We start from the raw sequence: 20,411 nt of genomic DNA on the forward strand, positions 1-20,411 counted from the left end.
CGCCGTGGCGCGAGGGGAAGCTGTAACTGGGAGGTTCCGAGAGGGTGTTCATGTAAATCCTGCATGAAAAAAGGATTTGGAGCGTACAGCCTGGAGTCACTTTTCTTACAGCCTGAAATCATTTCAAAATCTGTATTTCTTGAAAAATACGTCGTTTCGAACGGCCTCAATAACAACGACTTAGCGCCCGGCAAATCGCAGGCGCGACAACTCACGCAAATCCCCTTGGACGTAATAATCGTTAGCCCAACTGTCATCCACCGCCAACGGCCGCACCTGCTTCAATGCCAGTTTCTTCGCGAAATAACGAAACCGGTAATGCTCGTAGAACCGCAGCAACTCCAACCCATAACGATCCGCCAGATCGGTATCGCCGCGAATGATCAGGTAGTTTTCGTCATTGCCGTTGCTGGCCGAGGCGCTGAGGTTATGGCTGCCGCTGATGAGGGTCGGCGTGTCAGTGGTGAAGTCAGTCAACACCACTTTGGTGTGCACCAACAGATTGCCCTTCTGGCCTTTCATGTTTTCGCGTAGCCAACCCTCCAAACCGGTGTTGAGTAACGCCGTGGCGGCGAATTCGGCACTACGATCGGCATGGAACCCGGTGATGCGGCTGGTCGTGTTTTGCAGGCCGAAGCGCAGGATGTCGTCATGGGGTTGGCCAAGCAAGGCATTGAGGATCGCGTCAGGCAACGCGAAGGCGGTGACGAACAACACGTCCTTCTTCGCCGACTCGATGATCTCGACGAACTCGCTCAAATCCGCACCGCCCGTGCGCGGCGAGAAACCGGTGAACAGCGGCTGCGTGGCGTCCATCGGGTTGTGTTCGGTGATCCACGCACGGGTCGCGCCGACATCTGCCGGTGTCGCCCAGACTTCCTCGAAGGTTTGCAGATAGCGGGTGCTGACCGCCACCTCATCGAGCACATGCACAACATTGGCCTGACGATAAACACCGTTGGCGGTGAAATTGGTGCTGCCGCACAGCACTGCCTGCGGCTGGCGTTGACCCGCGGCATCGACACGGCTGAGGACGATGAATTTGTTGTGAAAGATATTGTGGGTGACCCGCCCACGTTTACTCGTCGCCGGCAGCTTCGCAAGACTCGCCTCGTTGAGAGTGGTGTCGTCGTCATCGGGGCGGGCGTGATACAGCACTCGCACCCGCACGCCCCGTTCGAACGCAGCGTTCACGGCATCGACGATGGCTTGCAGTTGGTATTCATAAATCGCGATGTCCAGCGCCCACTCACCATCGGTGGCGCGCGCGATAAACCCCAGCAAGCGCCCGAGCAAGCCGTTTTCCAGCCATTGCCGTGCCGCATCGGGCCAGGCTTCGATGGGCATGTTCTTGTTAGCGCTAAGTTGCGCATCGAGATCGGGAAACTTGCGCTGGAAGGCCTGACTGGCGGCCACCGCGCGATTGAAAATCACACGCTGGTTGGCCGGATGACCATCGTCTGAAGTAATGGTCAACTCCAGCGACTCGCCCAGTTGCGGCGCATCCGGCGTGCCATAAGCCAGGTGAACGCGATAGTGAATCGTCATCCCCGGATTGACCGCGTAATCGGCCCAGCGAAATTTTTGCAGCGGCGCCTTATCGCTGGGGGTGGCGTGAAACTGCGCAAACGTGTGGGCTTTGCCGGGGAAGGTCAGGCTATTGAAGAGAAACAGCCAAGGCTTGTCGCCCTGCTGCTTTTCGATGGCAAACCCGAGCAGGCCTTGGCGACGTGGCTCGGCGAGGTCCATTGCCAGCAGCACGCCGTTGGTGCCGGCGTAAGCCTTGACACGAAAATCGTCCTCAGGGTTGGTGACCAGCATTCGCATCGCTCACTCCTTGTGATTGGGCTGGGTTGGAGCATAGAGCAGTGGTTCGAATTATGTCGGCAGATCTGAAGCCGAGTGGCCTTGTCAGCCGCTGCAGGTTTCAGAGGTCATCGATATGCCGATACTCCGCCCCCAGCGTCCCTGCCAGATCCTTCGCCCGGCCCAAACGGATCGGTCCGCGCTCGATATCGATCAACAGCCCCGGACAGTCCAGCGCCGGCAACCCGGTCCACGCCCTCAAACGCCCATCCGTCACCACCAGCAAACGCTGTTGCTCGACAGGAAAGCGCTTGCCCCGCATCGTCAGCCACTGCTGCGCCTGCGTCAACGCCGCGAGCAACGGCGTCCCGCCCCCCGCGCCCAACCCATCCAGCCAGACACGCAAACCGCTTGAGGCCTTCAGCCCTTGTACCTGCCATTTGGGCACCGCACCACTGGCGGTCAGCAACGCCAGCCGCGCACGCTGGCGATAGGCGTCGTCGAACAGTTGCGCGAGCAGGCCCTTGGCATCGCTCAGTGCGTTATGACGGCGGGTCGAGGCCGAGGCATCGACGATCACCAGCCACAATTCCTGGGGTAAACGGGTGCGCAGTTGAAACAGCAGATCTTCACGTTTTTGCGGACGACCATTGAGCAACGTGCCCGGCCAGTTGACCGAGCCACTGCGAGCCGCATGACGTTTACCCTGGCGTCCGTTGTCGAGTTGTCCGGCGCGGGGTCTGGCATTCGCCCCCGCGTCGGATCGGGGGCGAATGCCTACATCTTTTTTGGCCAGCTCGGCACTTCGCGACGGCTGCCGGTGGCGAGCGCTGGTGCCGGCATGTCGCCCCACTGGCCCTGCCCTTCGTCCGGGTTGGCCTGCGCGTTTGACGGCGATTGCGCGGCTTGTTGCTGAGAAATCGACGGGGCTTGTTCACGACGACGGTGGCGCAAGGCAAATTCCGCCACCGCGTCGATGTCCTCCTCGGCGATGGCCGTGGCGCCGCGCCATGCGGCATGGGCCCGGGCTGCGCGCAACCACACGAGGTCGGCACGCAGACCATCGACGCCAGCGACAAAGCAGCGCTCGGTGATTTGCGCCAGTGCCGCATCATCCAGAGGAATGCCGGCCAAGGTGCTGCGGGCGGTTTCACAGCGCTCGCGAAGGGCTTGCTGCGCGGTTTCCCACAGAGCGCAGAACGCGTGTGGGTCGCTGTCGAAATCCAGTCGCCGACGGATGATCTGACCGCGCTCGGTCGGTGCGGTGTGGCCGCTAAGGGCAACGTTCAAGCCGAAGCGGTCGAGCAGTTGCGGGCGCAACTCACCCTCCTCCGGGTTCATGGTGCCAATCAGGACGAACTTCGCCGAATGCCGATGGGAGATGCCGTCGCGCTCGATCAGGTTGGTGCCGCTGGCCGCGACGTCGAGCAGCAGATCCACCAAATGATCGGGCAAAAGGTTCACTTCATCGACGTACAGCACGCCGCCGTCAGCCTTGGCCAGCACCCCGGGGGAAAACTGAGCCCGGCCATCGCTCAGGGCCGCGTCGAGATCGAGAGTACCGACCAGACGTTCTTCGGTGGCGCCCAGCGGAAGCGTGATGAACTGGCCGCTGGCGAGCAGATCCGCAAGGCCACGGGCCAGGGTGGACTTGGCCATGCCGCGTGGGCCTTCGATCAGCACACCACCGATTTTCGGGTCGATGGCGGTGAGGCACAGGGCGAGTTTCAAATCATCGGCGCCGACCACGGCGGAGAGTGGGAAATGCGGGGTGTCGGTCATTATCAGTACTCGGTCATGGTCGGTGAAATGCTTCCACATTTGAAATGAGCTGCATCAGGTGTCTTCTTCTATGTCCAGCAGCAGATTTTCGAGAGCCTCTTTATAGGCGCCCGGCGCCTGCCACATCCCCCGCTGTTGCGCTTCGAGCATGCGCTCGGTCATGTCGCGCAGTGCGTGGGGATTATGCTCGCGAACAAAATCCCGGGTGGCCGGATCAAGCAGATAAGCATCGGCCAGCAATGCGTATTGATGATCGTCGATCAATTGCGTCGTCGCGTCGAAGGCAAACAGGTTATCCACGGTCGCCGCCATTTCAAACGCGCCTTTATAGCCGTGGCGTTTGACCCCGTCGATCCATTTCGGGTTCGCTGCCCGCGAGCGAATCACCCGGTTGAGCTCCTCCTTCAAGGTGCGGATCTTCGGCAGATCCGGCTGACTATGATCACCGTGATAACTCGCCGCTGCTTCGCCGCGCAGGCTTTCCACGGCAGCGAGCATGCCGCCCTGGAACTGGTAATAATCGTTGGAATCGAGCAAGTCGTGCTCGCGGTTGTCCTGGTTCTGCAATACCGCTTGCACCTGACTCAAACGCTGAACGAATTGTTCGCGAGCTGCGGTGCCTTCGTCGGAGCCACCGTAGGCATAAGCCCCCCAGTTCACATAAACCTCGGCCAGATCCTCGCGGGTCTGCCACAGACGACCGTCGATGGCGCCCTGCACGCCTGCGCCGTAAGCGCCGGGCTTGGCCCCGAAAATACGCCAACCGGCCTGGCGCCGTGCAGCGTCTTCATCGAGGCCCGATTGCAACAGGGCTTCGCGTTCGGCGCGCACTTTGGCCGCCAAAGGATTGAGATCGTCCGGTTCATCCAGCGCTGCCACCGCTTGCACCGCCGCGTCGAACAAGCGGATCAGGCTGGCAAACGCATCGCGGAAAAACCCGGACACCCGCAGTGTCACGTCAACCCGAGGGCGATCCAGCAGACTCAGCGGCAGGATCTCGAAATCATCGACCCGCTGACTGCCCGTGGCCCACACCGGCCGCACCCCCATCAGCGCCATGGCCTGGGCGATGTCGTCGCCACCGGTACGCATGGTCGCGGTGCCCCACACCGACAGGCCGAGCTGACGCAGGTGGTCACCGTGATCCTGCAAATGTCGTTCGAGAATCAGTGTCGCGGACTGGAACCCGATGCGCCACGCGGTGGTGGTCGGCAGGTTGCGCACATCGACCGAGTAGAAGTTGCGCCCGGTCGGCAGCACGTCGAGCCGGCCTCGACTTGGCGCGCCGCTCGGGCCGGCGGGGACGAAGCGCCCGCTCAAGGCATCGAGCAGGCCGCGCATTTCCGCCGGGCCGCAGGCGTCCAGGCGCGGAGCGACCACTTCGTGCAGCGCCTGGATAATCGCATTCACGTCAGACCCACCCGGTCCCTGTGGGAGCGAGCTTGCTCGCCAAAGCGGTGTGTCAGTGCAAGCAGTGTTAGCCGACACGACACCTTCGCGAGCAAGCCCGCTCCAACAGGCGATTTGCAGTGTTTGGGAGATCAGTTCTGTGGCCAACAGTTCGAGGCGTTCGCGGGTATCGCCGGCGGTGCGCCAGACGTCATTGCTGACCTGTTGCAGTTGCTCTGGACGCGGACCAACCCACGGATCGGCCAATGCACAGTCCAACGGATCAAAACCCAGTTCAAATGCCTTGGCCAACGCCCGCAGCAGGCTCGACTGCGCACCTTTGCCGTCACCGCGTGGAATGCGCAGCAGCGCCAACAACGTATCGATGCGCAAACGCCCGGTTGGCGACTCGCCGAAGATGTGCAGGCCATCGCGGATCTGCGATTCCTTCAGATCGCACAAATAAGTGTCCAGACGCGGCAGCCAGATTGCCGCGTCGGCATCGCTGTCCAGCGCCGTGTCCAGTTGCAGTTCGCGATCAATTTGCGTGTCGCGCACCAATTGCAGAATGTCGCGCTGCAACTCACGGGCACGACGCGGATCGAGCAGTTGCGCCTCGTAATATTCGTCCGCCAACAGCTCCAGATTACGCAGCGGGCCATAGGTTTCGGCGCGGGTCAGCGGTGGCATCAGATGATCGATGATCACCGCTTGTGTACGCCGTTTGGCTTGAGCGCCCTCGCCCGGGTCATTGACGATAAACGGATAGATATTCGGCAGTGGCCCGAGCAACGCGTCCGGCCAGCAATTCTCCGAGAGCCCGACGCCTTTGCCCGGCAACCATTCGAGGTTGCCGTGCTTGCCGACGTGAATCACGCCGTGGGCGCTGTACGTGTTGCGCAGCCAGAAATAGAAGGCCAGATAACCGTGTGGCGGCACCAGATCCGGGTCGTGGTACACCGCACTCGGATCAACCTGATACCCCCGCGCCGGCTGGATGCCGATGAAGGTCAAGCCAAAGCGCAGGCCGGCGATCATCATTCGCCCGTCACGGCACATCGGGTCTCTTTGCGGCGCCCCCCAACGCTCAACCACCGCGGCACGATTGGCTTCGGGCAGCGCGTTGAACATTGTCATGTAATCGTCCATCGCCAGACTTTGCAGGCATGGACGCTGGTCAATCGTGTCGAGGTCATTGCTGACTCCACCGAGCAACTGCTGGATCAACTCAGTGCCGCTGTCCGGCAGCTCGGCGGTTATCGGATAACCCTCGTCCTGCAACGCCCGAAGAATATTCAGCGCGGCTGCCGGCGTGTCGAGGCCAACGCCGTTACCGATACGCCCGTCGCGGGTCGGGTAGTTGGCGAGGATCAGCGCAATGCGTTTCTCGGTGTTCGGTACCCGCGCGAGATCAATCCAGCGGCGCGCCAGTTCGGCGACAAAATCCATGCGCTCGGGTTGCGCCCGGTAGCAGACCACATCGGATTGGCTACGCTCGCTGCGCCAGGCCAGATCCTTGAAACTGATCGGGCGGCTGATGATGCGTCCGTCGAGTTCAGGCAACGCAATGTGCATTGCCAGGTCCCTTGGCCCGAGGCCTTGCTCGCTGTCGCGCCAGCCTGGTTCGTTGTCCTGGGCGCAGATCGCCTGGATCACCGGGATGTTGCGGCGAAACGGCCGCAGATGCGGCATTTCCGGGCTCGACTGAGCGAAACCGGTGGTGTTGAGAATCACCCCTGCCTCAACTTCATCCAGCCAATCCTCGACCATCGACAGGCAGCCGGGTTCTTTCAGACTGGCCACCGCTATAGGCAGCGGATTGAGTCCCGCTGCCTGCAAGCGCTGACAGAAAACATCGATGAACGCGGTGTTCGCCGCTTGCAAATGCGAGCGGTAAAACAGCACCGCCGCAACCGGTTGATCGGCCAGCCAATCGGCGTGTTGCCAGTCACTCAGTGCGGCGGCGTTTTTATGCGGATGGTAAATCGCTGTGCGCGGCAGGGGTTGCGGCTCGGCCCAGGCGTAATCGCGTGCGAGCCAGCGGTTGGCCAGACAATGAAAGAAATCCAGCGCATTGCCCATGCCGCCCTGTCGCAAGAACTGCCAGAGCCGGTCGCGGTCGACCGCGCCGACGGTGCTCAGCTCACTGAGTTCCGGGTCGGGGCGATCGCAGCCCGGCACCATAATCACCTGCACACCACGCTCGGCCAGCTCGACCAGACGCTCGACACCGTAGCGCCAATAGGCAATGCCTCCGTGCAGCGAGATCAGAATCACCTTGGCATGGCGCAACACTTCATCGACATACAGATCGACCGAGGCGTAATTCTGCACCTGCATCGGGTTGGCCAGGCGCAGGCTCGGATAATCCTCGGGCAATTGCTGCGCCGCTTCGGCGAGCAACGCCAGGCTGGAGTCGCCGCTGCACAGGATCACCAGTTCGGCGGGGGTTTGCCCAAGGTCGGCAATGTTGTCATCCGACACGAAACCGCCGGGCTGGGTCCTGAGCAGGTGCATGGCTTAAACGCTGAGTGCGGCGCGAAGTTGCGCTTCGAGTTGAGTGGCGTCGAGTTCCTGACCGATCAGTACCAGACGGGTGACGCGCGCTTCATCGGCGCCCCACTGCCGGTCGAAATGCTTGTCGAAACGCGTGCCCACGCCTTGAATCAGCAAACGCATCGGTTTGTTCGGTATCGCCGCGAAACCCTTGACGCGCAGGATACCGTGCTGGACCACCAGTTGCGTCAGCGCATCGAGCAGCAGGCTTTCGTCGGCTTGCGGCAGTTCGATGGAGATCGAATCGAAGGCGTCGTGATCGTGGTCATCGTGGTCGTCATCACCGTCGTGGTGATGATCGTGATGGCTGTGGCGGCTGTCGATGTGCTCTTCAGAGCCTGCCCCCAGACCGATCAGCACGTCCAACGGCACGCGACCGTTGCTGGCCTCGATGATCTTCACCGCTGGCGGCAGCTCTTCGGCGACTTCGAGGCGCACCCGGGCCAGATCTTCAGGGCTGGTCTGGTCGGCCTTGTTGAGGATCACCAGATCGGCGCTGGCCAGTTGGTCGGCGAACAGTTCGTGCAAGGGCGACTCGTGATCCAGGTTCGGATCGAGTTTGCGCTGGGCATCGACCTGATCCGGGAACGCAGCAAAAGTGCCAGCGGCCACGGCCGGGCTGTCGACCACGGTGATCACCGCATCAACGGTGCAGGCGCTGCGGATTTCCGGCCACTGAAAGGCTTGTACCAGCGGTTTTGGCAGGGCCAGGCCCGAAGTTTCGATGAGAATGTGGTCGAGGTCGCCGCGGCGGGCCACCAGTTCGCGCATCACCGGGAAAAACTCTTCCTGCACCGTGCAGCACAGGCAACCGTTGGCCAGTTCATAAACGCGGCCGGTGGCTTCTTCTTCGGTGCAGCCGATGGTGCACTGTTTGAGGATTTCACCGTCGATGCCCAACTCACCGAATTCATTGACGATCACCGCGATGCGACGGCCCTGTGCGTTGTCGAGCATGTGTCGCAACAACGTGGTTTTACCCGAACCGAGGAAGCCGGTGACGATGGTGACGGGGAGTTTGGCCAGTGTTTTCATCGATATGCCCTTTGGCAAGGTGGCGGGCATACGGGACGAGAACCGGCAACGCGCGTGCGCGCCGGAAGCGTTCGCCACCGGATCACCCCGCCCGGTTGTAGTGAGAAACTGTGACGAGGCAGGTCTCCTGGCTGACGGCGTTCAGGCGCTGGGCCTGGCATTCACTGCGCCTTCCCGCTGGCGCCTTGTGCAAGGGCTGGCAGTGGCGTGGCAGTAAACTTCACCGTTCACAGTTGCGGGGGCAGCCGCGGCATTGACCGCGTTCCCTTCTTAGCTTCGGCCAGTGCCGAAGAACCTCGAAAGCACAAGGCTACGCATGGCTTGCTGATGGGTCAATGTTTGGATTGGGATTGGGTTTGAGGGCATATCCAACCCATCCAATTGACTCAAATCCCCCACCCATGCTCTCCTACACAACTTGTTACGGGTGCCCTTCACAGGGTGAAACGGGAAACCGGTGAATCATGTGCTTTACTCAAGCCCATGTCAGTCCGGTGCTGCCCCCGCAACGGTAAGCGAGCGAAGCATCAGATCCACTGTGCCGATACGGCATGGGAAGGAGATGCTTGCAGGTCGGGCCCAGCGCCAACCCCTCGTGAGCCCGGAGACCGGCCCGCAACACACAGCACGCATACCTTTTGTGTCGCTGAACATAACAAACCCGCGGTGGGCGGGCGCTGTTCGAACCCCTGCGTACTCGCACGCCGGGGCTTCATGCGCTCGACTGCCTCGCTGACATTCCAGAGGGAAGCGCCATGTCGATCATCAGCAGCACCGGCAGCAACACGGACAAAATCTCCAGCACCACCACCCTGAGCCAACGCCTGACCGCCGCTGTTTTCGCGTCGATTGTGGGTGCGGGCCTCGTCTACTTCGCCGGTTTCTCGCACATCGAAGCCGTGCACAACGCCGCCCACGATACCCGCCACAGCGCCGCGTTCCCGTGCCACTGAGGCCTGCCGACATGATCAAGCGAATTGCACAAACGGCAGGTTTCAGCGGTCTGCTGGCCGCCCTGCTTCTCACTCTGCTGCAAAGCTTCTGGGTTTCGCCGCTGATTCTGCAGGCAGAAACCTTCGAGAAATCCGAACCGGTGGCACAAGTCCACGAACACGCCGCCGGCTCTGCTGCGCACACCCACGATAGCGAAGCCTGGGAGCCGGAAGATGGCTGGCAGCGCGTGGTCTCGACCACCGGCGGCAATCTGGTGGTCGCCGTGGGATTCGCCCTGATGCTCGCGGGGCTCTACACCCTGCGTGCGCCGACCAAAACCTCGCAAGGTCTGCTTTGGGGGCTGGCCGGTTACGCAACGTTCGTACTCGCCCCCACCCTTGGCCTACCGCCTGAGCTGCCGGGCACCGCTGCCGCAGATCTGGCCTCACGGCAGACGTGGTGGATCGGCACTGCCGCCTCTACTGCGGTCGGCCTCGCCCTGATAGCGTTCAGCCGTCACTGGCTGATGAAGATCCTCGGTGTGGCGATCCTTGCGGTGCCACATGTGATCGGCGCGCCACAACCACAAGTGCATTCGATGCTGGCCCCTGAAGCATTGGAAGCTCAGTTCAAAATCGCTTCGCAGCTGACCAACGTGGCGTTCTGGCTGGCCCTTGGCCTGATCAGTGCGTGGTTGTTCCGCCGCAAAAGCGATGGCCAATACCACGCATGACCCGAGACAGTGCAGCGCCGACCTTAGTGGTCGGCCTGGGCTGCCAGCGCGGCTGCCCTGCCAGCACGCTGCGCGCGTTACTCGATCAGGCCTTGCAAGCGCATCGCATCGAGCTTGGAGCGGTCAAAGCCTTGGCCAGTATCGATTTGAAACGCGATGAACCCGGTCTGCAGGAACTTGCCGCACAATTGGCCTTGCCATTGCGCTACTTCAGCCGCGAAGAATTGGCCAATTACCAGCAACGGCTCAGTCACCATTCACAGATCGCCTACGAACGCACCGGTTGCTATGGAGTGGCAGAGAGCGCGGCTTTGGCGCTGGCTGAACAGTTGATTCAGGCACCGGCAAAACTGCTGATATCCCGGCAGAAATACGCTCAGGCAACATTGGCATTGGCTGGCGCTGCGTAAAATCCCGATAATCCTCGTCTTTGATCATGAGCAATCTTCATCTGAAGCATTGCCCCGCCGCGCTTTTCACAGGATTCCTACATGACCGTCTACTTCATCGGTGCCGGCCCCGGCGACCCGGAACTGATCACCGTCAAAGGCCAACGGCTGATCCGCAATTGCCCGGTGATCATCTATGCAGGTTCGTTGGTACCGGCAGCGGTGCTGGAAGGTCATCAGGCGCAGACGCTGGTCAACAGCGCTGAATTGCATCTGGAGCAGATCATCGAGCTGATCAAAACCGCGCACGCCAAGGGCCAGGATGTCGCACGCGTGCATTCGGGAGATCCGAGCCTGTATGGCGCCATTGGCGAGCAGATTCGTTATTTGCGCGAGCTGGATATTCCCTTCGAGATCATCCCCGGCGTGACGGCCACCGCAGCATGCGCCGCGTTGTTAGGCGCAGAACTGACCCTGCCTGACGTGTCGCAAAGCGTCATACTGACCCGTTATGCCGACAAGACCGCCATGCCCGCAGGCGAAGAACTTGGAAGCCTGGCGCAACATGGCGCGACCATGGCGATCCATCTGGGGGTCAATCATCTGGAGAAAATCCTTGCTGAACTGTTGCCGCATTACGGCGAAGACTGCCCGATCGCGGTAATTCACCGGGCGACATGGCCGGATCAGGACTGGGTGGTGGGAACGCTGGGGGATATTGCCCAGAAGGTCGCCGCCAAAGGGTTTCGGCGCACGGCGTTGATTCTGGTTGGGCGGGTGCTGGGCAGTGAGGTATTCAGTGAGTCCTCGCTGTATCGCGCCGGGCATGCGCACTTGTATCGCCCCTGAAGACATTCTTGAACATCACGCATAAAAAACGGCGCTCACGGGGCGCCGTTTTTCATGCTCGCAGCGAACACCTTAGTAATAGGCGTTTTCTTTCTGCGTATGGTCGGTCACGTCACGAACGCCTTTGAGCTCTGGAATGCGCTCGAGCAAGGTGCGCTCAATGCCTTCCTTCAGGGTGACGTCCGCTTGACCGCAACCCTGACAACCACCACCGAACTGCAGCACGGCGATGCCGTCTTCGACTACATCGATCAGGCTGACCTGACCGCCGTGGCTGGCCAGCCCCGGGTTGATCTCGGTTTGCAGGTAGTAATTGATACGTTCGTTGACCGGGCTGTCGGCGTTGACCATCGGCACTTTGGCGTTTGGCGCCTTGATGGTCAGTTGACCACCCATGCGGTCGGTGGCGTAGTCGACGACCGCGTCGTCCAGGAACGCTTCGCTGAACGAATCGATATAAGCGGTGAAGCTTTTGAGCCCCAGCGCCGTGTCTTCCGGCTTTTCTTCGCCCGGCTTGCAGTAGGCAATGCACGTTTCGGCGTACTGGGTGCCAGGCTGGGTGATGAAGACGCGGATGCCGATTCCCGGGGTGTTCTGCTTGGAGAGCAGATCGGCCAGGTAATCGTGGGCGGCGTCAGTAATGGTAATAGCGGTCATGGAAACTCCTCGCAGGCTTGGGCGCAGTTTACGCCAATCGTTGCGCCGGACAAAGTCCTAGTATTTTTGTCGGGAAAGATTCTCGACAGACTGACCTTCTGTCCGTGCCTTGAGCCAACGGTAGCCACGTTTTCCCAACCATGGGTAACTCAACCAGGAGCCGACGCCGATTACCAAAACACAGACGACAAACATCCGACAGGCATTGCGCCGCCGCTGAAGGTTGTGACAGCAGGCCCTTCTCAAAGGCAGATCAGAGATTCTCGTATCGATTCATGTCCAGCACCCCCTCTTCAACCGGATCGGTTTCGTGGAGGTACTGGCTCAAGTCGTGAAAATAGAACCAGAACTGCGGATGACTGCGGCGAATACCCCAGCGTTCGACGATTTTTTCGAAGCGGTTGGCGTCTTTGGCGTTTTCCATTGCATCGACAAACTCAGGCACTTGCTCGGCGGGAATATTGAAGATGAAGTTCGGATAACTGCTGAGCACGCCCGGATAAAGAGTGATCGTGTCGAGGCCCGGCTGATAACGCAGCGACTCACCGAGCAAGAACGCCACGTTGCTGTGCGCGCGATTGCGCAACAGGCTATAGACCTCGCGTTTGCCACTGGCAGTTTCAATACGCAACATCGTCGCTTCCGGCAACTGGTCGATCACCTTCAACCCGGCGGCGGGGCGCGATGTCAGGCGACTGAGCGCCTGTTCGGCGTTTTGCAGCGCCGGATCGATATTCGGGCGTGAGCAATAGGCGCCCTCGCAACGGTTGATCGGGTCAGGTCGGGCGTCGAGGTCGCCATAACGCGCCAGCAACTGCATGGCGAAATCGTGTTTCGGGTCTTTCTTGTTGAGTTTCAGCGCGGTCGGCTTGTCGTCGTCGATGGACTCGTAATCCAGCCACATCTTGAACTGGCCACTGCTCTGATACCAATCGTCGAGGTAATCCTCACGGGAGTCGGCGGGCATCAGGCGCAGGAAGTTTTGCTCGGCGCCGTTACGGATCAGATCGAAATACAGGCGGGTTTGCGCCTGATGCGAAACGTTGCCGAACACATCGAAGTTGACCGCCAACTGGTAATAGGTGCGCTCCAGCAACGGATAGTCGAACAACCACATCGTCTGCGGCACCTCGCCGATCAGGCCTTTGGTGACCGAGGCGCTGTCGAAGTGGCGGAAGATGCTCAGCAACGCATTGTCGTTGCCCGCCCACAGCGTCGACCAGCTCGGCGCCGGCTGGTCGGCGTAACTGTCACGGCGCAGGGCTTCGTATTCGTTACGTTTGTTGCGGTAGTCGCGCCAGAGGCTCAGGACGCTGCCGACATCGTCGTTTTGCCCGGGCATGGCCAGCAACGGTGTGGCCTGACCACGATAGTTGGGATCGGTGATGTACAAGTCATGTTCCGGAGCCTGGAACAGCGCCCAGAAGTTGTCGCGTATAACGTCGGTCGCAATCTGCCCTCGGCACACCGGGCCACGGATAAAGGTGCGGACGAAATACTCGGCGTTATCGAGCATGAACTGATAGCGCGCCTGCGCCGGAATGGCCTCGAACGTGGCGAACGGATTGGCCCGGCTCTGCGGCCCGTAACCCGGCAAGGCGTTGACCTGCCAGTTGCCGCTGTAGAACAGGCTTTTGACCCGCGCCATTTTTGCCGCGCTCAGCGGGTAGGTGATGTGCGTTTTGTGAACGATCACGCCTTGGACCGGCCACAAGCGGTAATACACCTGAGTCCCCGGATCGTCATTCGGGCGACGAGTGGCAATCAGGTCGATGGGTTGTCCGGTTGGCGTGCGCGAACGCACCCACTGAAAGTAGTGCCCTGGCTCACCGTCCTTGAAATAGATGTGCGCCAGGAACCAGTGTTCGTACAGCCAGCGCCCGACCAGACTCTCCCGGGCTCCGGGCGTGTTGAGCAGATTTTCCCACTGGACAATCTGCATCGCTTCTTTGCTGCTGGGCGCCAGACCCTGTTCGTCAATGGGTGCGCCGGACGCCAGCCAGCGTTGCAGCGTTTGGTATTGCTGATCAGTCAGACCGGTGACCGCCAGCGGCATGCCTTCTTTCGGATGGGCACCGGCGTACGCCTCGAACTCGGCAGGCATGGTGCACATGTTTTCCCGGTTCAGGCCCAGGGCGATTTCTTCTGGCAGTCTGGCGTTCGGCGTCAACGGGGTTTTGTGCCCCAGCTCCAACATGCGGGCCATCAAAGCCGCCTGACTGCCCTGTGCATCAAGTACCGAATAGAAACCCTTTTGCTGCCAGGCGCGCTTGCCGAAAGCGTCGTAGAACAACCGGGTAGTTGGCGCCGCCTGAGTGCGCTCGCCGTCGTAGACCGGCATTTTGCTCGCGCCACGCCCGGCGCCTTCGCCGCTGCCCAGGTTGAGCTGACAAGCGGAGTCGTAGCACGCATGGCAGGCCACGCACTTCTCGGTGAAAATCGGCTGGATATCACGGGTATAAGAAAGCGCGGGATCTTGCGCCGCAGCGCCCCAGCTCAAGAACAGCAAAACGATGCTGATGACGCGGTACGACATGTCCCTGATCCCGATCCTGAAGAAAAACGCTGAGATTCTACAGTATGACGGTCGTACCAACATGAGCGATATTCATGCAAAACCGCCACATGCTCTAAAAGCGCACAGGTTTGTTATGATCCCGCTCCTTCGTAATGGTCTTTCCGAGTAGTCCAAATGTCCGATCGCAGCGTCCGCCTTCAAGCTCTCAAGCACGCCCTCAAAGAGCGCATCCTGATACTCGACGGCGGTATGGGCACGATGATCCAGAGCTACAAGCTCGAAGAGCAGGATTATCGCGGCAAACGCTTCGCGGACTGGCCGAGTGACGTCAAGGGCAACAACGACCTCTTGGTGATCACCCGTCCGGACGTCATCGGCGGCATCGAAAAGGCTTATCTGGATGCCGGCGCCGACATTCTGGAAACCAACACCTTCAACGCCACCCGCATCTCCATGGCCGACTACGGCATGGAAGAGCTGGCGTACGAACTAAACGTAGAGGGCGCGCGCCTGGCGCGCAAAGTCGCCGACGCCAAGACCCTGGAGAACCCGGACAAGCCGCGCTTCGTCGCTGGCGTGCTCGGCCCCACCAGCCGCACCTGCTCGCTGTCGCCTGACGTCAACAACCCTGGCTACCGCAACGTCACCTTTGATGAGCTGGTGGAGAACTACACCGAGGCCACCAAAGGCCTGATCGAGGGCGGCGCCGACCTGATCCTGATCGAAACCATCTTCGACACCCTCAACGCCAAAGCGGCGATCTTCGCCGTGCAAGGGGTGTTCGAAGAGTTGCACCTCGAACTGCCTATCATGATTTCCGGGACCATCACCGACGCCTCCGGCCGGACCTTGTCGGGCCAGACCACCGAAGCGTTCTGGAACTCCGTGGCCCACGCCAAGCCGATTTCGGTGGGCCTGAACTGCGCCCTTGGCGCCAGCGAATTGCGTCCGTATCTGGAAGAACTGTCGAACAAGGCCAGCACCCACGTTTCCGCGCACCCGAACGCCGGCCTGCCGAACGAATTCGGTGAGTACGACGAACTGCCGTCGCAAACCGCCAAAGTCATTGAAGAATTCGCCCAAAGCGGCTTCCTCAATATTGTCGGCGGCTGCTGCGGCACCACTCCGGGCCACATCGAAGCCATTGCCAACGCCGTGGCCGGTTACGCGCCGCGACAAATCCCGGATATCCCCAAGGCCTGCCGCCTCTCGGGCCTGGAGCCGTTCACCATCGATCGCAGCTCGTTGTTCGTCAACGTCGGCGAGCGGACCAACATCACAGGTTCGGCCAAGTTCGCCCGTCTGATCCGCGAAGACAACTACACCGAAGCCCTGGAAGTTGCCCTGCAGCAGGTCGAGGCCGGCGCGCAGGTGATCGACATCAACATGGACGAAGGGATGCTCGATTCGAAGAAGGCCATGGTGACCTTCCTCAATCTGATTGCCGGCGAGCCGGACATCTCCCGCGTACCGATCATGATCGACTCCTCGAAATGGGAAGTGATCGAAGCCGGCCTGAAATGCATTCAGGGCAAGGGCATCGTCAACTCGATCAGCATGAAAGAAGGCGTCGAGCAGTTCATCCATCACGCCAGGCTGTGCAAGCGCTACGGCGCCGCCGTGGTGGTGATGGCGTTCGACGAAGCCGGCCAGGCCGACACCGAAGCGCGCAAGAAAGAAATCTGCAAGCGCTCCTACGACATTCTGGTCAACGAAGTCGGCTTCCCGCCGGAAGACATCATCTTCGACCCGAACATCTTCGCCGTGGCCACCGGCATCGAAGAACACAACAACTACGCTGTGGACTTCATCAATGCCTGTGCCTACATCCGCGACGAACTGCCGTATGCCCTGAGCTCCGGCGGCGTGTCCAACGTGTCGTTCTCGTTCCGTGGCAACAACCCGGTGCGTGAGGCGATTCACTCGGTGTTCCTGCTGTACGCGATCCGCGCCGGCCTGACCATGGGCATCGTCAACGCCGGCCAGCTGGAAATCTACGACCAGATCCCGCAGGAACTGCGCGACGCGGTCGAAGACGTGGTGCTCAACCGCACACCGGAAGGCACCGACGCCCTCCTCGCCATCGCTGACAAATACAAGGGCGACGGCAGCGTCAAGGAAGCCGAGACCGAAGAGTGGCGCAACTGGGACGTCAACAAGCGCCTGGAACACGCACTCGTCAAGGGCATCACCACACACATCGTTGAAGACACCGAACAATCGCGCCAGTCATTCGCCCGCCCGATCGAAGTGATCGAAGGCCCGCTGATGTCGGGCATGAATATCGTCGGCGACCTGTTCGGTGCCGGCAAAATGTTCCTGCCGCAGGTGGTCAAATCCGCCCGTGTAATGAAGCAGGCCGTAGCGCACCTGATCCCGTTCATCGAACTGGAAAAAGGTGACAAACCTGAGGCCAAGGGCAAGATCCTCATGGCCACGGTGAAAGGCGACGTCCACGACATCGGCAAGAACATCGTTGGCGTGGTGCTTGGCTGCAACGGCTACGACATCGTCGACCTCGGCGTCATGGTCCCGGCGGAAAAGATCCTGCAAGTGGCCAAGGAGCAGAAGTGCGACATCATCGGGCTGTCTGGCCTGATCACCCCGTCGCTGGATGAGATGGTTCACGTTGCCCGTGAAATGCAGCGTCAGGACTTCCACTTGCCGTTGATGATCGGTGGCGCGACCACATCCAAAGCGCATACTGCCGTTAAGATCGAGCCCAAGTACAGCAACGACGCCGTGGTTTACGTGACCGACGCCTCCCGCGCGGTCGGCGTGGCAACGCAGTTGCTGTCCAAGGAATTGAAGGCCGGTTTCGTTGAAAAAACCCGAGCCGAATACGTCGAAGTGCGCGAACGTACCGCCAACCGCAGTGCCCGCACCGAACGTCTGAGCTACGCCGCCGCCATCGCGAAGAAACCGCAGTTCGACTGGGCCAATTACCAGCCGGTCAAACCGACCTTCACCGGCAGCAAAGTGCTGGAGAACATCGACCTCAAGGTACTGGCCGAGTACATCGACTGGACGCCGTTCTTCATCTCCTGGGATCTGGCCGGCAAGTTCCCGCGCATCCTCGAAGACGAAGTGGTCGGTGAAGCCGCCACAGCGTTGTACAAAGACGCTCAGGAAATGCTCGCCAAACTGATCGACGAGAAACTGATCAGTGCCCGTGCGGTGTTCGGCTTCTGGCCAGCCAATCAGGTGCATGACGACGACATCGAGCTGTACGGCGATGACGGCAAGCCATTGGCCAAGCTGCATCATCTGCGTCAGCAGATCATCAAGACCGACGGCAAACCGAACTTCTCGCTGGCCGACTTCGTGGCGCCCAAGGACAGCGAAGTGATCGACTATGTCGGTGGCTTCATCACCACCGCCGGTATCGGCGCCGAAGAAGTGGCCAAGGCTTATCAGGATGCCGGCGACGACTACAACTCGATCATGGTCAAGGCACTCGCCGACCGTTTGGCCGAGGCGTGCGCTGAATGGCTGCACCAGCAGGTACGTAAAGAACACTGGGGCTATGCCCGGGATGAAGTGCTCGACAACGAAGCGCTGATCAAAGAGCAATACTCCGGCATTCGTCCTGCGCCGGGTTATCCGGCGTGCCCGGATCACACCGAGAAAGCTGCATTGTTCGCCCTGCTCGACCCAGAAGCCGCCGAAATGCGCGCCGGGCGCAGCGGTGTATTCCTCACCGAGCACTACGCGATGTTCCCGGCGGCAGCGGTCAGCGGCTGGTATTTCGCCCACCCGCAGGCGCAGTACTTCGCCGTGGGCAAGGTCGACAAGGATCAGGTGCAGAGCTACACCTCGCGCAAAGGTCAGGAACTGAGCGTGACGGAGCGCTGGCTGGCGCCGAATCTGGGTTACGACAACTAATCCAGCTTCAACGCAATACTCTGTGGGAGCGAGCGGGCTCCCACAGTGGTTTTTGCGGTGCCCTTGAAACGGTTGGCTATGCTTGTCTGACACACATGGCAGACGAGGGATTTATGGACGATCCAGTCGACAACAAACCGCCGAGTTTCTGGCAGATGCTGCACAGCGTGATGGCAGCGGCGTTCGGCGTGCAGAGCGGCAAGAACCGGGCACGGGACTTCACCCACGGCAAACCCAGTCATTTCGTGATATTGGGGATTGTGTTCACCGCAGTGTTTGCGCTGACGCTGTTTGCCATCGTCAAACTGGTCGTGCATTTCGCCGGCGTCTGACGTGTTTCAGTGCATCAAGGCCTGGAAAGTGAACGGGTAGCGGTACGAGGCTGGCCGCCCTTTGGCCGAGAGTTTGCGAAATCTCACGCCGTAGTCAGGCGAACTTCCCATGGCCAGCATTCGCCGGGCATGAGCCTTATCGATCAGTTGCAGCAAAGGCACCTGACGATCGCGGCCGCCATGCTGATCCAGATCCACGCCCTGCTCGTGGTCATGCAGTTCCACCAGCGCCCAGCCGCCCAAAGTGAAGTGTCCGCCCAACAGCACGCTCAAGCGCCCATCGACCAGAGCCTGCAGCGCCGCCGGTGACGTATTGACCGCACTGAACAAGGCGTCTTGCCCCGGGATTTTGCCGGTCTCGGAAAACGCGCGCATCGCACCAAAGGCCATTTCATCGTTGGCCGACCACACCAGTGACACCTTCGGATAGCGCGCGAACAACTGTTTGGCCTGTTCATAGGCGCGCTGCTGCGTCCAGCCGCTGTAGACACGTTGGCGCAAACGTACTTGCGGATGTTCGGCCAGTGCGCGCTGCATGCCGTGCTCACGCAACTGCGCCGACGGCGTGATTTTCAAACCGGAGAACGCCAGCAATTCGATCTCCTCACCCCCGCTCACGGGCCGATGCATTCGAATCAACGCCTTCATCATCAGGTAGCCGCCCTCCTCATCGTTCGGCACCAGGTTGCCGACCCGATCCGTGCGCTCGCCGACCAGAGCTTGCTGGTCGGGGGTCAGTGCAGCGTTAACGATGAACAACTTCACGCCACTGTCTTGAGCCAGACGCAGGATCTGTGGCGCCACGTATTGCTCGTTGACGAACATCAGGTAATCGGGACGATTCGGCCCCTGCAACGCAAGACGCGCCTGAGCGAGTGTCAGTTCGGGTCGACGCAGGGAATAGAGAATGCGCAGATCAATGCCAAGATCCCGGGCGGCTGCCTGCATGAATTGCGAATAACTGACCCAGAACGTTTCCTCGGTCGAGCCGGGATTGAGAAACAGCACGGACTCCGCCCGCGCGCTGGACGCGAAAACCGCGCCAAACAATAGAAAGCTGATGTGAAAAAACCTGAACATGAAACAGCCGGGCCCAAGGAAAAACAGCCGCGATTATAGCCTTCGAAAACCGGCTGCTGGCGCCTGATTCCGTTTTTTGTCCGACAATCGTCGGACACGGGCCCGGAGGGGTCGCTTACTGATGACTGACCCAGAATACCGCCGTTCCTACGACCAGAATGATCAGGAACACAATCGCCCAGGCATCGACACTGCTATCGCTTTTCCTTGCTTTGGTTGGGTTGCTCATTGCATCGCCTCTTGTCGGTTTTATCGGTGATTGCAGAAAGACTCGACCACAGTTAAGACGATGATTGTCCGCACGACAAATGTGGGTTAGTTGACAGCCATTCTCGTTAGGCGATTTGGTTCTTTACATATACTCAAACATCACTTTTGCGCATAACTGCAAACGGGTATATTGCCCCGGCTCCGTTAGAGAGTGCGCGGCCGTGCGCGCAGAATTGCAGAGGCAACCTCGGACTCCA

At 60.4% G+C, this 20,411-nt stretch carries 14 protein-coding genes and 2 riboswitches; of the genes, 6 read left to right on the top strand and 8 right to left on the bottom strand.

The window, feature by feature from the left end:
- Positions 1-180: 180 nt before the first annotated feature.
- From AACY11_RS19365 to cobW, 5 genes are all read right to left on the bottom strand, one after another.
- The gene (locus tag AACY11_RS19365; RefSeq protein WP_339432934.1) at positions 181-1,827 is read right to left on the bottom strand and encodes a phospholipase D-like domain-containing protein; all 1,647 of its coding nucleotides are present in this window, start codon (positions 1,825-1,827) and stop codon (positions 181-183) included.
- A gap of 100 nt (positions 1,828-1,927) precedes the next feature.
- Positions 1,928-2,659, bottom strand: a complete 732-nt coding sequence (locus tag AACY11_RS19370; protein WP_339432933.1) for a vWA domain-containing protein — start codon at positions 2,657-2,659, stop codon at positions 1,928-1,930.
- Positions 2,584-3,588, bottom strand: coding sequence for an ATP-binding protein (locus tag AACY11_RS19375; protein WP_339495546.1), 1,005 nt, complete (start codon positions 3,586-3,588; stop codon positions 2,584-2,586). The genes AACY11_RS19370 and AACY11_RS19375 overlap by 76 nt, the downstream gene beginning before the upstream one ends.
- Before the next feature lie 54 nt (positions 3,589-3,642).
- Complete coding sequence (cobN, locus tag AACY11_RS19380) at positions 3,643-7,494, bottom strand: cobaltochelatase subunit CobN (RefSeq protein WP_339495547.1); 3,852 nt, start codon at positions 7,492-7,494, stop codon at positions 3,643-3,645.
- Positions 7,495-7,497: 3 nt separating this feature from the next.
- A complete protein-coding gene (cobW, locus tag AACY11_RS19385) occupies positions 7,498-8,568 on the bottom strand; it encodes a cobalamin biosynthesis protein CobW (RefSeq protein ID WP_339432930.1) in 1,071 nt (356 codons plus the stop codon).
- A gap of 100 nt (positions 8,569-8,668) precedes the next feature.
- Positions 8,669-8,882, bottom strand: a riboswitch (cobalamin riboswitch).
- A 94-nt stretch (positions 8,883-8,976) separates the two neighbouring features.
- Positions 8,977-9,199, top strand: a riboswitch (cobalamin riboswitch).
- A gap of 124 nt (positions 9,200-9,323) precedes the next feature.
- Here cobW and AACY11_RS19390 point away from each other — a divergent pair.
- From AACY11_RS19390 to cobM, 4 genes are all read left to right on the top strand, one after another.
- Positions 9,324-9,521, top strand: a complete 198-nt coding sequence (locus AACY11_RS19390) for a CbtB domain-containing protein (protein WP_339432929.1) — start codon at positions 9,324-9,326, stop codon at positions 9,519-9,521.
- Between the two features lie 11 nt (positions 9,522-9,532).
- On the top strand, positions 9,533-10,234 hold the full coding sequence (locus AACY11_RS19395; RefSeq protein ID WP_339432928.1) for a CbtA family protein: 702 nt from the start codon (positions 9,533-9,535) through the stop codon (positions 10,232-10,234).
- Positions 10,231-10,644 (top strand): cobalamin biosynthesis protein, encoded by a 414-nt coding sequence (locus AACY11_RS19400; protein ID WP_339432927.1) that lies wholly within the window; start codon positions 10,231-10,233, stop codon positions 10,642-10,644. The genes AACY11_RS19395 and AACY11_RS19400 overlap by 4 nt, the downstream gene beginning before the upstream one ends.
- Before the next feature lie 81 nt (positions 10,645-10,725).
- Complete coding sequence (cobM, locus tag AACY11_RS19405; protein WP_339432926.1) at positions 10,726-11,472, top strand: precorrin-4 C(11)-methyltransferase; 747 nt, start codon at positions 10,726-10,728, stop codon at positions 11,470-11,472.
- A gap of 72 nt (positions 11,473-11,544) precedes the next feature.
- Here cobM and nfuA read toward each other — a convergent pair whose 3' ends face one another.
- Both nfuA and AACY11_RS19415 read right to left on the bottom strand, forming a co-directional pair.
- Complete coding sequence (gene nfuA, locus AACY11_RS19410; protein WP_003225494.1) at positions 11,545-12,129, bottom strand: Fe-S biogenesis protein NfuA; 585 nt, start codon at positions 12,127-12,129, stop codon at positions 11,545-11,547.
- 253 nt (positions 12,130-12,382) lie between these two features.
- Positions 12,383-14,665, bottom strand: coding sequence for a fatty acid cis/trans isomerase (locus AACY11_RS19415; protein ID WP_339432925.1), 2,283 nt, complete (start codon positions 14,663-14,665; stop codon positions 12,383-12,385).
- A gap of 156 nt (positions 14,666-14,821) precedes the next feature.
- On the opposite strand from AACY11_RS19415, the gene metH reads away from it, so the two are divergent.
- A complete protein-coding gene (gene metH / locus AACY11_RS19420) occupies positions 14,822-18,532 on the top strand; it encodes a methionine synthase (RefSeq protein ID WP_339432924.1) in 3,711 nt (1,236 codons plus the stop codon).
- 113 nt (positions 18,533-18,645) lie between these two features.
- The gene (locus AACY11_RS19425) at positions 18,646-18,864 is read left to right on the top strand and encodes a DUF2970 domain-containing protein (protein WP_221732738.1); all 219 of its coding nucleotides are present in this window, start codon (positions 18,646-18,648) and stop codon (positions 18,862-18,864) included.
- A 6-nt stretch (positions 18,865-18,870) separates the two neighbouring features.
- Here the strand turns inward: AACY11_RS19425 and AACY11_RS19430 are convergent, their stop codons facing one another.
- Positions 18,871-19,944 carry an ABC transporter substrate-binding protein gene (locus AACY11_RS19430; protein ID WP_339432923.1) on the bottom strand — a complete coding sequence of 358 codons (1,074 nt, stop codon included), beginning with the start codon at positions 19,942-19,944 and terminating at the stop codon, positions 18,871-18,873.
- Positions 19,945-20,411 lie beyond the last annotated feature (467 nt).

The sequence above is a fragment of the Pseudomonas sp. RA_105y_Pfl2_P56 genome, from assembly GCF_963970845.1.
Classification (GTDB): domain Bacteria; phylum Pseudomonadota; class Gammaproteobacteria; order Pseudomonadales; family Pseudomonadaceae; genus Aquipseudomonas; species Aquipseudomonas baetica_A.